This window comes from Streptomyces fildesensis (assembly GCF_016107395.1).
GTDB classification, from domain to species: domain Bacteria; phylum Actinomycetota; class Actinomycetes; order Streptomycetales; family Streptomycetaceae; genus Actinacidiphila; species Actinacidiphila fildesensis.
In genome coordinates, this window is sequence record NZ_JAAIKO010000004.1 from 285,923 (window position 1) to 299,745 (window position 13,823).

15 protein-coding genes and 1 tRNA gene are annotated in these 13,823 nt (G+C 71.6%); 13 read left to right on the forward strand and 3 right to left on the reverse strand.

Annotated features, from left to right (window positions below; genetic code table 11):
- The first annotated feature begins 54 nt into the window (after positions 1-54).
- The 4 genes from C6N31_RS09195 to C6N31_RS09210 all read left to right on the forward strand — a co-directional run bounded on the left by C6N31_RS09195 (position 55) and on the right by C6N31_RS09210 (position 3,686).
- The gene (locus tag C6N31_RS09195; RefSeq protein ID WP_138353135.1) at positions 55-507 is read left to right on the forward strand and encodes a DUF8830 family protein; all 453 of its coding nucleotides are present in this window, start codon (positions 55-57) and stop codon (positions 505-507) included.
- 171 nt (positions 508-678) lie between these two features.
- Positions 679-1,986 (forward strand): glutamate-5-semialdehyde dehydrogenase, encoded by a 1,308-nt coding sequence (locus tag C6N31_RS09200; RefSeq protein ID WP_138353136.1) that lies wholly within the window; start codon positions 679-681, stop codon positions 1,984-1,986.
- Between the two features lie 95 nt (positions 1,987-2,081).
- On the forward strand, positions 2,082-2,516 hold the full coding sequence (locus C6N31_RS09205; protein ID WP_138353137.1) for an SCO2583/SCO2584 N-terminal domain-containing protein: 435 nt from the start codon (positions 2,082-2,084) through the stop codon (positions 2,514-2,516).
- Positions 2,517-2,582: 66 nt separating this feature from the next.
- Positions 2,583-3,686, forward strand: coding sequence for an SCO2583 family membrane protein (locus tag C6N31_RS09210; RefSeq protein WP_138353138.1), 1,104 nt, complete (start codon positions 2,583-2,585; stop codon positions 3,684-3,686).
- A gap of 75 nt (positions 3,687-3,761) precedes the next feature.
- On the opposite strand, the gene C6N31_RS09215 is transcribed toward C6N31_RS09210, so the two are convergent.
- Positions 3,762-4,907, reverse strand: a complete 1,146-nt coding sequence (locus tag C6N31_RS09215; RefSeq protein WP_198357365.1) for a M48 family metallopeptidase — start codon at positions 4,905-4,907, stop codon at positions 3,762-3,764.
- A 136-nt stretch (positions 4,908-5,043) separates the two neighbouring features.
- Here C6N31_RS09215 and C6N31_RS09220 point away from each other — a divergent pair, with 136 nt between their 5' ends.
- The 6 genes from C6N31_RS09220 to C6N31_RS09245 all read left to right on the forward strand — a co-directional run bounded on the left by C6N31_RS09220 (position 5,044) and on the right by C6N31_RS09245 (position 8,959).
- A complete protein-coding gene (locus C6N31_RS09220) occupies positions 5,044-5,196 on the forward strand; it encodes a hypothetical protein (protein WP_187144878.1) in 153 nt (50 codons plus the stop codon).
- 8 nt (positions 5,197-5,204) lie between these two features.
- Positions 5,205-5,807 carry a nicotinate-nucleotide adenylyltransferase gene (gene nadD / locus C6N31_RS09225; protein WP_138353140.1) on the forward strand — a complete coding sequence of 201 codons (603 nt, stop codon included), beginning with the start codon at positions 5,205-5,207 and terminating at the stop codon, positions 5,805-5,807.
- 27 nt (positions 5,808-5,834) lie between these two features.
- A complete protein-coding gene (locus tag C6N31_RS09230; RefSeq protein WP_198357366.1) occupies positions 5,835-7,568 on the forward strand; it encodes an LCP family protein in 1,734 nt (577 codons plus the stop codon).
- Positions 7,569-7,707: 139 nt separating this feature from the next.
- The gene (rsfS, locus tag C6N31_RS09235) at positions 7,708-8,142 is read left to right on the forward strand and encodes a ribosome silencing factor (RefSeq protein ID WP_198357367.1); all 435 of its coding nucleotides are present in this window, start codon (positions 7,708-7,710) and stop codon (positions 8,140-8,142) included.
- Complete coding sequence (locus C6N31_RS09240) at positions 8,139-8,792, forward strand: histidine phosphatase family protein (RefSeq protein ID WP_232485017.1); 654 nt, start codon at positions 8,139-8,141, stop codon at positions 8,790-8,792. The genes rsfS and C6N31_RS09240 overlap by 4 nt, the downstream gene beginning before the upstream one ends.
- A gap of 94 nt (positions 8,793-8,886) precedes the next feature.
- A tRNA-Ala gene (locus tag C6N31_RS09245) sits at positions 8,887-8,959 on the forward strand.
- Between the two features lie 93 nt (positions 8,960-9,052).
- On the opposite strand, the gene C6N31_RS09250 is transcribed toward C6N31_RS09245, so the two are convergent.
- The gene (locus C6N31_RS09250) at positions 9,053-9,550 is read right to left on the reverse strand and encodes a MarR family winged helix-turn-helix transcriptional regulator (protein ID WP_138353144.1); all 498 of its coding nucleotides are present in this window, start codon (positions 9,548-9,550) and stop codon (positions 9,053-9,055) included.
- Between the two features lie 44 nt (positions 9,551-9,594).
- Between C6N31_RS09250 and C6N31_RS09255 the strand changes: the two genes are divergently transcribed.
- Together C6N31_RS09255 and C6N31_RS09260 are read left to right on the forward strand one after the other, a co-directional pair.
- Complete coding sequence (locus C6N31_RS09255) at positions 9,595-10,578, forward strand: EamA family transporter (RefSeq protein ID WP_244809166.1); 984 nt, start codon at positions 9,595-9,597, stop codon at positions 10,576-10,578.
- A 5-nt stretch (positions 10,579-10,583) separates the two neighbouring features.
- Positions 10,584-11,222, forward strand: coding sequence for an NAD(P)-dependent oxidoreductase (locus C6N31_RS09260; protein ID WP_198357368.1), 639 nt, complete (start codon positions 10,584-10,586; stop codon positions 11,220-11,222).
- A gap of 51 nt (positions 11,223-11,273) precedes the next feature.
- Here C6N31_RS09260 and C6N31_RS09265 read toward each other — a convergent pair whose 3' ends face one another.
- On the reverse strand, positions 11,274-12,236 hold the full coding sequence (locus tag C6N31_RS09265) for a helix-turn-helix transcriptional regulator (RefSeq protein ID WP_306664960.1): 963 nt from the start codon (positions 12,234-12,236) through the stop codon (positions 11,274-11,276).
- Positions 12,237-12,338: 102 nt separating this feature from the next.
- On the opposite strand from C6N31_RS09265, the gene C6N31_RS09270 reads away from it, so the two are divergent.
- Entirely contained in the window at positions 12,339-13,787 is a 1,449-nt protein-coding gene (locus C6N31_RS09270; RefSeq protein ID WP_187144877.1) for an MFS transporter, read from the forward strand.
- Positions 13,788-13,823 lie beyond the last annotated feature (36 nt).

Below are 13,823 nucleotides of genomic sequence, written 5' to 3' on the forward strand. Positions count from 1 at the left end.
CCGCCGCGGGGACGGGCGGCGCTCGCAAAGCAGAACGCCACAGGGAGGCCGCCGGTGAGACGAGGGCGCCCAGGTTCGTTCCCCCGGGGGACGACGGAACGGGCACTGGTCAGCGTCGACAGCGGAGCGGATACCAGTGCGGACCATCAGCCGGAAGCGCGCACCAGCTCCCGGCTCTGGCACGTCACGCTCAGCGTCTCCGGGCCCGGGGCCCCGCTCCCGGAGGTCAGACGCGCGCTGGAACAGCTCGCGCACGATCACCCGTTCCTGCTGACCAGCCGATATGCCCATGACCACGCCGAGATCAGGTACTGGGAGGAGGCCCGTGACCTCCACGATGCCGCGGCCATCGCGCTGCGCCTGTGGGGCGAGCACCGCTCGACGGCCAAGCTCCCGCCATGGGAGACGGTCGGCCTCGAAGTGATCGACCGTGAGACCTATCACCAGCGCATCTCCGAGGGCTACGGCCCCCCGCCGGCCGTGCCGGTGGGTGTCCACCCCTTCTAGGCCGTCTCTGTGTTTCCCCAGCACCCCTGACCACTGCCGAGTGGTGCCCCAGCCCGGCCCGGGTCCCGCCCCGGCCGGGCGGCGGGGGAGCCGGCAGGCCGGGGCGGCGGGCCGTCTCAACGGCCGGAATCCCGTCCCGCCGTCCCCGGGAGGCGCCGTAGGCTGCCTGACATGAGCAGTAGTCATGACGCCCCCTCCCTGCCCTCCCCCCTGCCCGAGTCCGCCGTGCTGCGGGCCGCCTACCGGGCCAGGGCCGCCGCGGCCGACCTCGCGCCGCTGCCGCGCTCGGTGAAGGACGACGCGCTGCTCGCCATCGCCGACGCGCTGGTGGTGCGGACGAAGGAGATCGTCGAGGCGAACGCGCGCGACGTGGCGCGGGCCCGGGCGGCGGGGAGCAGCGACACGGTCATCGACCGGCTGACGCTGACCCGCGAGCGGGTCGCGGCCATCGCCGCCGACGTCCGCGACGTGGCGGGCCTGCCGGACCCGGTCGGCGAGGTCGTCCGCGGCTCGACGCTGCCGAACGGGCTCGATCTGCGCCAGGTGCGGGTGCCGCTCGGCGTGGTCGGCATCATCTACGAGGCCCGGCCGAACGTGACCGTGGATGCGGCCGCCCTGTGCCTGAAGTCCGGGAACGCGGTGCTGCTGCGCGGTTCGTCCTCCGCGTACGCCTCCAACGAGGCACTGGTGAAGGTGCTGCGGGACGCCGTCGGCGGTGCCGGGCTGCCGGCCGACGCGGTGCAGCTGGTGCCGGGCGAGAGCCGGGAGTCCGTCAAGGAGCTGATGCGGGCCCGCGGCATGGTCGACGTCCTCATCCCGCGCGGCGGAGCGTCGCTGATCAGGACGGTCGTCGAACAGTCGACGGTGCCGGTCATCGAGACCGGTACCGGCAACTGCCACGTCTACGTGGACGCGCAGGCCGACCTCCCGATGGCGGTGGAGGTGCTCATCAACTCCAAGGCGCAGCGTCCCAGCGTCTGCAACTCCGCGGAGACCCTGCTGGTGCACCAGGACATCGCCGAGGCGTTCCTGCCGCTGGCGCTGGCGGCGCTGGCCGAGGCCGGGGTGACCGTGCACGGTGACGAGCGGGTGCTGGCGCTGGCCGAGCGGACCGGCTCCAAGGCCACCGTGGTGCCGGCGACCATGGAGGACTGGGAGACCGAGTACCTGAGCTACGACATCGCGGCGGGAGTCGTCGACTCGCTGGACGCGGCCGTCCACCACATCCGGCTCTGGTCGTCCGGCCACACCGAGGCGATCGTCACCACCTCGCAGCCCGCGGCCCGCCGGTTCACCCAGTTGGTGGACGCGGCCGCGGTCGTCGTCAACGCGTCGACGCGGTTCACGGACGGCGGTGAGTTCGGGTTCGGTGCGGAGATCGGCATTTCCACCCAGAAACTGCACGCCCGCGGCCCGATGGGGCTGCCGGAGCTGACGTCGACCAAGTACATCGTGACCGGCGACGGCCACATCCGGTAGCGGGGCGGTCCGTCCACAGGGCCAACTGGGCGGGGGGGCAGTGTATTTCATCCGCTCCCTGCCCAAAGCGCCGTTGGCCGGACTACCCTGGTGCGATGCCGGATGATGACGAGTTCGCATCCCTGGTCTTCGACGAGGACTTCGTACGGTCCGCGCCCGTGCACGAGCCCACCGCGCGCCAGCGCATGCTCGCCGCCGCGCGGGCCCGTGCCGAGGCCGAAAGCGTTTCCGGCGGCGGGTCCGCGCCGGCCGATCCCGTCCGGTACGACACCGGCGAATCCGACGACCTGTATCTGCAGCACGTCCGTATGGCCGAAGGCCGCCCGTACCGCGGCGGCAGTGTCCGCTGGCACCGTTCACTCGCCTGGCTGCTCGCCGTGCTGATGGGAATCGGCGTGGTGGCGCTGACCTTCGCGGCCGTGTACCGGGGTGCCGGGGGCGGCCGCCAGCCCGCCGTACCTGCGCCTCCGTCGAGCGGCCGGGTCGGCAGCCAGACCCTGCCGCCGGTCGCCGCGACCCCGCTTCCCTGAGCTGCTGTCAGAAGTTGTCGCGTATCACGGCGTTTATATGTGCCTCCGGAGACTTAACCTTGTGGTATGGCCGGTCCTGGAGACCCTCCTGAGGGCGCCCCTGAGGGAGTCCCGGGAGGTGGTGAGGACGAGTACCGATCCGTCGTCTTCGACGAATCGTTCGTTCGAGCTGCCCGTATCCAGGAGTACTCGGCCCGTGAGCGGCTGGACGGGACCTCGCGGGCGGTGCGCGTCCGCCATATGTGGCCCGTCGCCGGCGCCCCGCGCCAGGCCCTGATCCTGGTCGTACTCATCGCCGTCGCCTTCGGCACCGCGATCTACCTGGGCATACGTCATCCGTACAGCAGTTCGGGGCCGGATGCGGTGGAGCCGCTGCGGATCACGCTGATACCGCTGGTGCCGCCGGGCCCGGTACCGGCCGTGGACACGAAGTCGCTGTACGCGAACGATCCGGCCGCGCACTACCGGGCCGGTGCCGAAGGGCTTCCGCTGCCGACCGCGCGCCGTGTCGGGGACTTCACCGAGAGTCAGGTGATGCAGGCGCTCAGCACCACCAAGGAGTACCTGGTGGCCTCGTCGCTCGACCCGGAAGCGGTTACGGGCGGCGGTGTGCGCGCCGTCCGGGATCTGATCGATCCCGGCCAGGTCGACCAGTTCGACCGCAGCCTGAGCGCCCCGGGCGACGACGGGCAGCACGCGGCGACCGGCTGGCTGGTGCGGCTGGACCCGGCCAAGGTGCGGCTGGCCGACCAGAAGGTACGGGTGAACGGCACCATCGCGGTGGCCCAGGTCGGTGACGACCGGCTGGAGGTCGTCGCCGACCACACCTTCGTGTACGCGGTGCAGGGCGTCACCGGTTCCGGGGCGGCGCAGGGCACCACCTCGCTGTTCACCGTGCGGCGCGAGATGCGGTTCCGCTTCGACCGGGACGACCTGCGCGACCACCACATGGAAGTGGTGCAGGCCGATGTCGCCGCCGGACCGCTGTCCTGCACGGCCCCGGCCGCCGACTACTTCCGGCCGCTGCTCGCCGGCCAGTCGCCGCAGGGCCCGACCACCGCCGATCCGTACGACCGCGACCGTCCGGCAGTATCCGTCTGCGCGGGGCTGGCGAACGGCGCCACCGGTACCCCGGCGGCGCCCTCCACCACGTCCTCAGCAGCTCCCTAGGCCGCGCCCGAGGGCGTTACGGCCCGGAGGCGGTGCCCGGAGCCGGTGCCTGGAGCCGGTGCCCGGGAATCGGTGTCACTCCGCGCGGGGACCGTTCTCCGGGCTGTCCCCGGGGCCTTCCTGCGTCTCGTCCGCCGGCCGCTCCTGGGTGCTGGTCTGCGTGCCGCCCGGACCGGTGAACTTGTTCCTGAGCTTGCCGCCGATGTCGCCCGCGCCCGTCGATATGTCGCGGATCAGGCCCATCAGCGGGTCCTTGCTGGTCTTGACGTTCTCCGCGTAGTGGTTCGCCGACTCCTTGAAGGTGTCGTAGACCGAGGTGTCCTTGTCCTCGCTCCTGCGCGGGTAGTGCCCGTCCATCAGCCGCTGGTAGTCGCGGCTCGCCGCCCACTTCTTCAGCTCGGCGGCGCGCACCGTGGTGAAGGGGTGGGTGCGCGGCAGCACGTTCATGATCTTCAGGACGGAGTCGCGCAGGTCGCCGGCGGCCTCGTACTCGTCGGCCTGCTTCAGGAACGCGTCCACGTTCATCTCGTGCAGGTGGTTGCCGCCGGCGATCTTCATCAGCCCGCGCATCGACGCCTGCAGGTCCTGCCCGACCAGCAGCCCGGCCCGGTCGGCCGACAGCTCGGACTTGCGGAACCACTCGCGCAGCGCCGTGACGATCGCCAGGATCGCCAGGTTGCCCAGCGGGATCCACGCGACCCGCACGGCCAGATTCGTCAGGAACAGCAGGATGGTGCGGTAGACCGAGTGGCCGGAGAGCGCATGGCCCACCTCGTGGCCCACGACCGCCCGCATCTCCTCCTCGTCGAGCAGCTCGACGAGGCCGGTGGTGACCACGATGATCGGCGAGTCCATGCCGATGCACATCGCGTTCGGCTGCGGGTCCTGCGTGACGTACATCGACGGGACCTTCTCCAGGTCCAGGATGTAGCAGGCGTCGAGCAGCATGACGTTCAGGTGCGCGAACTGCTGGTCGCTCACCCGGACGGAGTCCGAGAGGAACAGCAGTCTCAGCGAGCGCTCGGGGAGCAGTCCGCTGAGCGCCTTGAAAGCGGTGTCGAAACCGGTCAGCTTGCGGAGCGCGACCAGCGCGGACCGGTCGGCGGGATGCTCGTACGCCCTGGAGGAGATCCCCGGGAAGCGCTTGCGCGTGCGGCTGGGCACCTTCGCGGCACCGCCACTGGACTCCGTGGAGTCGCTCGGATCGTTCGGCACGGACATAGTGACCCAACCCCCAGATAGCCAACCGGTACATACTCTGGACGCGCGGAGCCTGCGCTAAGTTCCACAGGGCCCGCCCGTACGATGTGCGTGAGTCTTCCCGTCCACCCTCGAAACCGCAAAGGTCCTGCCGACCATGACGTCATACGCAGCTGCCGCACTGACCACCCTCGCCGAGGAGTCGGGTGGGGGGAACCACGAGAGCCTCAGCCCGTATCTCACGGGCGGTGGCGCGCTGTTCGCGCTGCTCCTCCTGCTGTGGATCACGACCCGCTTCAACCGGGACTAGTCTCCGCGATGCCTGGGAACGTGAAGAAGCGGATCGGCGTGATGGGCGGAACGTTCGACCCCGTCCACCACGGTCACCTGGTCGCCGCCAGCGAGGTGGCGAGTCTGTTCCAGCTCGACGAGGTCGTCTTCGTGCCGACCGGCCGGCCGTGGCAGAAGGCCGACAAACCGGTCTCGCCACCCGAGGACCGGTATCTGATGACGGTGATCGCCACCGCCTCCAACCCGCAGTTCTCGGTGAGCCGCAGTGACATCGACCGCGGCGGCAAGACGTACACCATCGACACCCTGCGGGATCTGCGCGACGAGCACGCGGACGCGGACCTCTTCTTCATCACCGGCGCGGACGCGCTCAACCAGATCTTCTCCTGGCGGAACGCCGAGGAGCTCTTCTCCCTCGCGCATTTCATCGGGGTGACGCGTCCTGGGCATACCCTGGCGGATCCGGGCTTCCCGGAGGGCGGGGTCTCGCTGGTCGAGGTTCCCGCGCTGGCGATCTCGTCGACGGACTGCCGCCAGAGAGTGGCCAAGGGCGATCCGGTCTGGTACTTGGTGCCGGACGGGGTGGTGCGCTACATCGACAAACGCAGGCTCTACCGGGACGACGGGTAGCGGACGCATCGCAGTGAAGGGGTCCTCGTGAACGACGCAAACCCCCGTTGGCAATACGCCGAGGGAGGTCCTGAGAACGGTCAGGACCCGAACGCCCCGCAGGACCCGCCCGCGCCCCAGGACCCTTACTACCAGCAGCAGTACGGATACGACCCGTATGCACAGCAGCCGGAGCAGCAGCCCCGGCAACAGCAGCCGCCGCAGCAGCAGCCGGGGTACGCCGACCCGTACTACGCGGACCCGGCGCAGACGTACGCGGGGCAGCAGCAGGGCTGGATCCCGCAGCAGCAGCCGTATCCGGACCCCCAGTACGCGCAGCCGCAGCCCTTGCAGCAGCCGCCGTACCAGGACCCGCAGTACCAGCAGCAGCCGCAGTACGGCGCGCCGCCCGCTCAGCCGTACTACGCGGCGCCCGCCCCGGCCGCCGCCCCGCCGGCCGCCCCGGTGCCCGCGCAGGTCCCCGGGCCCGACGCCGTACCGCCGCGGCAGCAGGCCGGACAGGACTACCGCACCGAGCAGTTCGCCTTCGTCGACGAGGACGACGAGGAGTCGGAAGAGGTCATCGACTGGCTGAAGTTCTCGGAGTCCCGCACCGAACGCCGTGCCGAGACCAAGCGGCGTGGCCGCAAGCGCAAGATCGCCCTGGTGCTGCTGGTCGTGGTGGCGCTGGTCGGTGGCACCGGCTACCTCTGGAAGACCGGCCGGATCCCCGGCCTCGGCGGCTCGGGCAAGAACACGGCGGCGGCCGGCGCGGGCGGCCAGAAGCGCGATGTGATCGTGGTGAACCTGCGGCCGGTGGACGGCTCGGAGTCCTCCACGGCGCTGCTGGTCAGCAACCAGACCACCGGCAAGGGCACCACGGTGCTGCTGCCGAACACGCTCGCCCTCAGTACCGACGACGGCGGTTCGACCACCCTCGGCAAGCAGATCGACCAGGGCCAGGAGCCGACCCGGCAGGGGCTGAACACGCTCCTCGGGTCCGACATCAAGGGCAGCTGGCGGCTGGACACCCCGTATCTGGAGATCCTCGTCGAGTCCCTCGGCGGCATCACCCTGGACACCGACACCGCGGTGAACGGGACGCAGAAGGACGCGGGCAAGGTCCTGGTCACCCAGGGCAAGGCGCAGGAGCTGAACGGCCAGGGGGCCGTCGCGTACGCCACCCACCGCGGGCCCGGCGAGGCACAGGCCAAGCAGCTCATCCGCTTCGGCCAGGTCATGCAGGCCGTCCTGGCGAAGATGCCGAGCGACTCCGCCTCGGCGACGAAGACCGTCGAGGCGCTGAACTCGATCCCGGACCCGTCGCTGCCCGTCAACGCGCTCGGCGCCTCGCTGGCGCAGCTCGCGGAGCAGGCGAAGACGGGGACCTACAGCACCGCGCTGCTGCCGGTGCAGCCGAACGGGACGCTGAGCGCGCAGGCCACCGAGAGCGTCGTGAAGGACGTGCTGGGCGGCACCGTGAAGAACGCCGGGGCCTCGGCGCAGGCCAGGGTGCTGATCAAGGACGCCTCCGGCGACAAGAAGGCGGCGGGCCTGGCCCAGGCCGCGATCCTGAACGGCGGCGTGTACACCTACGTGGCGGGCGGTACGGCCCCGTCGTCGCAGCCGGCCTCCGAGGTGCTCTACGCCGACGACGCCCGCAAGGCGGCGGCCGCCGATGTGGCCAAGACCCTGGGGCTGCCGGCGGGCGCGGTGAAGAAGGGAACGGTCGCCGCGAATGCGGACATCACGGTCGTCCTCGGCAAGGACTACAAGGGCTGACACCCCCCTGAGCGGCGGCCCGGGACCGGCCGGGAATCCGCTCAGGGGGCCTGACCAGGCCTGATGGATAACGGGTCGGGGGCTGTCCGTGGGGCGTGAGACCCTGGAGAGACACGCCCTCGACCCGAAAGCCTCACCTGTGACCGCCACTGACCACTCCATCGAGCTCATCAAGGCCGCCGCGCAGGCCGCCGCCGACAAGCTCGCGCACGACATCATCGCCTATGACGTCAGCGACGTCCTCTCCATCACCGACGCGTTCCTGGTGGCCTCCGCCCCGAACGACCGGCAGGTCAAGGGCATCGTCGACGGCATCGAAGAGGCGCTCCTCAAGGAGCTGGGCACCAAGCCGGTGCGCCGCGAGGGCGAGCGCGACGGCCGCTGGGTGCTGCTCGACTACATCGACATCGTGGTCCACGTGCAGCACTCCGAGGAGCGCGTTTTCTACGCCCTCGAGCGGCTCTGGAAGGACTGCCCCGAGATCGAGCTGCCCGCCGACGCCGTCGCCACCCGCGGCAAGGCCGAGGAGCACGCGAAGCTGTACGCGGCCGAAGCGGATGGAGACCTGAGCTGAACGGGCACACGACGGGCCGCGGCCGCCGGATCGTTCTTTGGCGGCACGGCCAGACCGAGTGGAACCTGGAGCAGCGCTTCCAGGGCAGTACCGACATCCCGCTGACCGCGGACGGTATCGCCCAGGCCCGGCGCGCCGCCAGGCTGCTCGGCGCTCTCGAACCGGCCGCGATCATCGCGTCCGACCTGCAGCGCGCCTCCGCGACGGCCGCCGAGCTGGCCGCCGTGACCGGCCTCGGTGTGACCCACTACGAGGGGCTGCGCGAGACGTACGCGGGGGACTGGCAGGGTCTGACCCACACGGAGATCGTGGGGCGGCACGGCGAGCAGTACGCCGCCTGGAAGCGCGGCGAGCCGGTACGGCGCGGCGGCGGTGAGCTGGAGACCGAGGTCGCGGACCGGGCGGCGCCCGTGGTGCTGGGCGAGGCCGACAAGCTGGCCGACGGCGGCACTCTCGTGGTGGTCAGCCACGGCGGCACGATCCGCACCACGATCGGCCGGCTGCTGGGGCTGGAAGCGGGCAACTGGGAGGCCCTCGGGGGTCTGTCGAACTGCTGCTGGTCGGTGCTGGGCGAGGGAGCGCGCGGTTGGCGGCTGCTGGAGCACAACGCGGGCACGCTGCCCGAACCGGTGCTCGGCGACGACAACTGATCCACTCGCCGGTGGATCACCGGGCGGATTTCGCATCTGCCCCGGAGACCGGTTAAGCTTCTTCTCGTTCCCAGCGCGAGCCGCTGGAAACGGCGGGGCTGTAGCTCAGTTGGTAGAGCGCTTGCATGGCATGCAAGAGGTCCGGAGTTCAATTCTCCGTAGCTCCACGATAAGGATCCCGTCCGATCACTGCGATCGGGCGGGATCTTTGCGTTTCCGCAGGTCAGCCGCGTGTGGGTCCGGCTCTGGCCGGGCGCGGGTCAGTCGATGGTGTCGCCGAGGGACTCGGAGAGATGCCGCAGGGCGTTGGCGAGGGCCGCCCGCTCGGGTTCGGTCAGCGCGGCGAGCAGCCGGTTCTCGGTGGCGAGGTGGTCGGGCAGCACCTCGTCGATGAGATCGCGGCCGTCACGGGTGAGAGCGACATGCACCACACGGCGGTCCGACGGGCTGGGGGTGCGCGTCACCAGGCCGCGGTCCTGGAGGCGGTCCAGCCGCTGGGTGACGGCTCCTGAGGTGACCATGGCCGCCAGCATCAGCTCGGCCGGTGTCAGCCGGTTCTCGGGGCCGCTGCGGCGCAGCGTGGCGAGGACGTCGAACGACGCGGCGTCGAGTCCGTGCGCGGCGAACGTACGGCGGAGTTCGGCGTCGATCACCCGCGAGAGCCGTTTCAGCCGGCCGATCACCGCCATCGGCGAGACGTCGAGGTCGGGGCGCTGCGTTCCCCACTGCTCCAGCACGCGGTCCACATGATCTGCCACCTGAGTACTGTACCAATGTCTTAGCGATGAGATACATTGCCTTAGTGCTAAGTAATCGAGTCCGGATCATCGTCGTGACCGCGCTGGCGCCCGCGATCTGGGGCACCACCTACCTCGTCACCACCGAGCTGCTACCGCCCGACCGGCCGCTGCTGGCCGCGCTGCTGCGCGCGCTTCCCGCGGGCCTCGTGCTCGTCGCCCTCACCCGGCGGCTGCCGCAGGGGTCGTGGTGGTGGCGTGCCCTGGTGCTCGGCTCCCTCAACATCGGGGCGTTCCTCGCGCTGCTGTTCATCGCCGCCTACCGGCTGCCGGGCGGGGTCGCCGCGACCCTCGGCGCGCTCCAGCCCCTGCTGGTCGCGGGCCTGTCCTCCGGTCTGCTCGGCGAGCGGCTGTCCCCGCGCACCGTCCTGGCCGGCATAGCGGGCGTGGCCGGCGTCAGCCTGCTCGTGCTGCGGGCCGACGCGCGGCTCGACGCGATCGGTGTCGCGGCCGCTGTCGGCGGCGCCGTCGTGATGGCCACCGGAGTGGTGCTCAGCAAGCGGTGGACGTCACCCGCACCGCTGCTCGCCACCACCGGCTGGCAGCTCGTCGCGGGCGGCCTGCTGCTGCTGCCGGTCGCCCTCCTCGTCGAAGGCCCGCCCCCGGCGAACCTGACAGCCGAGAACCTGGCCGGCTACGGCTATCTCTCGATCATCGGCGCGGCATTCGCCTACGCCCTGTGGTTCCGGGGGATCCGCGACCTGTCGCCCACCAGCGTGACGTTCCTCGGTCTGCTCAGTCCCGTGGTCGCCACGGTGCTCGGCTGGCTCGTCCTGGACCAGGAGCTCACCGCGGCCCAGATCCTGGGCGGGCTGATCGTCCTGGCCGCCCTCGTCGTGGCCCAGACGCGGAACGCCGCGCACCGGCCGGGCCCCGGCGGACCGCCGCGGTTCCGGAGCGCCGGCACCGCTATGGGCGGCGCCCCCGAAGCCGGCGACGTCCGGAACCCCTCGTCCGTCCCCATCGACAACTCATCGAGCAGGAGCTGAGATTGATGCGCATCACCGTCTTCGGAGCAGCGGGCAACGTAGGGCGCCGGGTGGTGGCCGAGGCGCTGGCGCGGGGCCATCAGGTCACCGCCGTCGTGCGCGATCCGGCCCGCTTCCCCGAGCTGCCGTCCGCCGCCGACGCACGGGCGGGCAACGCCGCGAACGCCGACGACGTGGCCGAACTGAGCGCAGGCCAGGACGTGGTGATCGGAGCGACCCGTCCCGCCCCCGGCAGCGAGGGCGAACTCGTCACGGCCACCCGGGGGTTGCTGGCCGGGCTCACCGGGACCGGCGTCCGGCTGCTGGTCGTCGGCGGCGCGGGTAGCCTGACCGTGCCCGGCACCGGGGGCGTCACCGTCGTCGACGGACCCGGCTTCCCCGCCTCGTGGCGCCCGATCGCGCTGGCGTGCAACGAGCAGCTCGCCGTCTGCCGCGCGGAAACCGCGGTGGACTGGGCCTACTTGAGCCCGTCCGCGCTGCTGGAGCCGGGAGTGCGCACGGGCCGCTACCGGCTGGGCACCGATGAACTGCTGGTCGATGCCAAGGGCGACTCGGCGATATCCATGGAGGACCTGGCGGTGGCGCTGCTGGACGAGGCCGAGCGGCCCCGCCACCACAGGACCCGCTTCACCGCCGGGTACTGATCCCCGGGTGGCCGCCGGCCGCGCCCGCCGGTGTGCGGGTGTCCCGCCCCCTCACGGGAGGCGGGACTCCACCGGCTCCGCCACCCGGTCGGGCACCCGCTCGGCCACCCGTTCCGCCGCTCGCTCCGCTTCTCGTTCCGCCACGATCTCCGAGACCTTCCGCCGGTGCACGGGGCAGCCGATCATCGGCTCGGCCATGACGCGCAGCCGCTCGATCTGCGCGCGGCTCTCGTCGTCGGCCGGGGTGTAGACGACGATCCGGTGCTCGGCCATGCCGTCGATGGCCAGCGACACCGAGGTCAGGTTGATCAGCCCGACCGACGCGTGCCGGAACACCTTGAGCCGCGGTCCCGGCGAGGCGACGTCACCGCGTGCCCACATCTGCGCGAACTCCGGGCTCTCGTGGATCAGGCGCGCGATGAACGTCTCCCAGACCGGCTCCCCGACATGCCGGCCGTACGCGGCGCGCAGCTGACCGACCATGCGGGGCAGTTCCTCGTCGCTGTTCACCATCGACGAGCAGCAGTCCGGGATGGTGAACAGCTTCAGCAGCACATTGCGTTCCGCGCGCGGGACGAACGTGGTCGCCGGCCAGATGTCGCGGTAGGCGGCGTTGGAGGCCTGTACGTCGTAGCGCGCGCTGTAGACCACGGCGGGCAGCGGGTCCAAGGCGTCGAGGATGCCCTGCACCTCCTCGCCCACCACCTCCGCGTCGGAGACGTCCTGGCGGACGAACGGCACCCCGGCCAGCCGGTAGAGGTGCTCGCGCTCGGTCACGTCGAGCTGGAGCACCCGGCCGACCGCGTCCAGCACCTGCACACTGGCGTTGATCGGGCGGCCCTGTTCCAGCCACGTGTACCAGGTGACCCCGACCCCTGCGAGCTGCGCGACCTCCTCGCGCCGCAGACCGGGGGTACGGCGCCGCAGCCCCGGCGGCATGCCGACGTCCGCGGGGGTGATGCGGGCGCGGCGGCTGCGGAGAAAGGCGGCCAGGGCGGTGCGGCGTTGGGGCATCTCCCCATCCTCCATCGGCCCGGGCACGCTTGCCAGGTGCTGCCGGTACCAGCATCACAGGGCTCTCGTTACCAGTAGTGCGCCGCGCGCAGGCTGGCGGACATGACGAATTCCGTGCTCCCGTTCCCCGTCACCGACAAGGAGACCACCCCCGGCGCCGACCGGCGCCCGCGCACCGGCCTGCTGCTCGGCATCATCCTGACGGGCCAGTTCATGGCCCTGCTCGACGTCTTCATCGTGAACGTCGCCGCGCCCACCATCCGTACCGATCTGCACGCCTCGGGCGCCGGGCTGCAGCTCATCGTGGCCGGCTACACCATCGCGTACGCCGTGCTGCTGATCACCGGCGCCCGGATCGGCGATCTGCTCGGCCACCGGCGGGTCTTCCTGTCAGGACTGGCCCTCTTCACGGCCTCGTCGCTGGCCTGCGGCCTCGCGCAGTCCACGGGTCAGCTGATCGGCTTCCGGTTCGTCCAGGGCGCGGGCTCGGCCCTGATGATTCCGCAGGTGCTCAGCCTGATCCAGCTGACGTTCAGCGGCGAGGCGCGGTCGAAGGCGCTCAGCGTCTACTCGGCGGTGATCGCCTCGGGCGCGGCGATCGGCCAGTCGCTCGGCGGGGTGCTCGTCAGCGCGGACCTGTTCGGCACCGGCTGGCGGCCGGTGTTCCTGGTGAACGTACCGATCGGGCTGGTCATGCTGGTCGTCGCGCCGCGGGTGATCCCGGCCGACGTCCGCAGCGCCCCGGAACGGCGGCGCGGACTCGACCTGCCGGGACTGGTGACGCTGGCTGCCGCGGTGACGCTGTTCACCGTGCCGCTGGTGCTCGGGCAGGAGGAGGGCTGGCCGGTGTGGGGCTGGATCTGCCTGGGTCTGAGCGTGGTGCTGTTCGGGCTGTTCACGGTGCTGGAGTCGCGGCTGGCGCGCCGTGGCGGCGCCCCGCTGGTGTCCGGGCGGGTGCTGCGGGCGCCGGGGATGGCGCGGGCGGCGACGATGATCGGCCTGGCGATGGCGGTCAACGCGGGCTTCCTGTTCAGCATCGCCCTGCATCTGCAGACCGGGCTGGGGGACAGCGCGCTGCGCACCGGCCTCACCTTCGCCGTCGCGGCGGTGTTCTTCGGTGGAGTCGGCCTCAACTGGCGCCGTCTGCCGCAGAGCTGGCACCGGTGGCTGGCCCCGGCCGGCTTCGCCGTCGGGGCGCTCTCCTTCGCCGTGCTCGGCCTGGCGCTGCGCGGCGGCGGGCACGGCGGGTTCGCGCTCTTCGCCGGACTGGCGGGGATCGGCACGGGGCTGGGATCGGCGTTCAGCCCGACCCTCACCCGCGCGCTGGGGAAGGTGGCCCCGCAGGACGCGGCCGACGCCAGCGGGCTGCTGGCCACCGTCACCCAGCTCGGCATGCTGGTGGGCGTGGCCACCCTCGGCACCCTGTTCCTGAACCGCCTCGACGTCGCGGGGCCGCACCCGGCGGCCCATGCCTTCGCGGTGACCGCGGCGGCGCTGACCGTCGTCGCGGTGGCCGGGGCGCTGCTGGGGCTGCGGCGCGACAAGGCGTAGGGCCGGACGGAGCCGGGACCGCATCCCGGCTCCTCC

Coding starts and splice junctions, on each gene's coding strand:
- C6N31_RS09215 (WP_198357365.1), bottom strand. CDS start 4,907: ATGTCCGTGCCGAACGATCCGAGCGACTCCACGGAGTCCAGTGGCGGT.
- C6N31_RS09265 (WP_306664960.1), bottom strand. CDS start 12,236: ATGCCCCAACGCCGCACCGCCCTGGCCGCCTTTCTCCGCAGCCGCCGC.
- C6N31_RS09220 (WP_187144878.1), top strand. CDS start 5,044: ATGACGTCATACGCAGCTGCCGCACTGACCACCCTCGCCGAGGAGTCG.
- nadD (WP_138353140.1), top strand. CDS start 5,205: ATGCCTGGGAACGTGAAGAAGCGGATCGGCGTGATGGGCGGAACGTTC.
- C6N31_RS09200 (WP_138353136.1), top strand. CDS start 679: ATGAGCAGTAGTCATGACGCCCCCTCCCTGCCCTCCCCCCTGCCCGAG.
- C6N31_RS09210 (WP_138353138.1), top strand. CDS start 2,583: ATGGCCGGTCCTGGAGACCCTCCTGAGGGCGCCCCTGAGGGAGTCCCG.
- C6N31_RS09205 (WP_138353137.1), top strand. CDS start 2,082: ATGCCGGATGATGACGAGTTCGCATCCCTGGTCTTCGACGAGGACTTC.
- C6N31_RS09260 (WP_198357368.1), top strand. CDS start 10,584: ATGCGCATCACCGTCTTCGGAGCAGCGGGCAACGTAGGGCGCCGGGTG.
- C6N31_RS09270 (WP_187144877.1), top strand. CDS start 12,339: ATGACGAATTCCGTGCTCCCGTTCCCCGTCACCGACAAGGAGACCACC.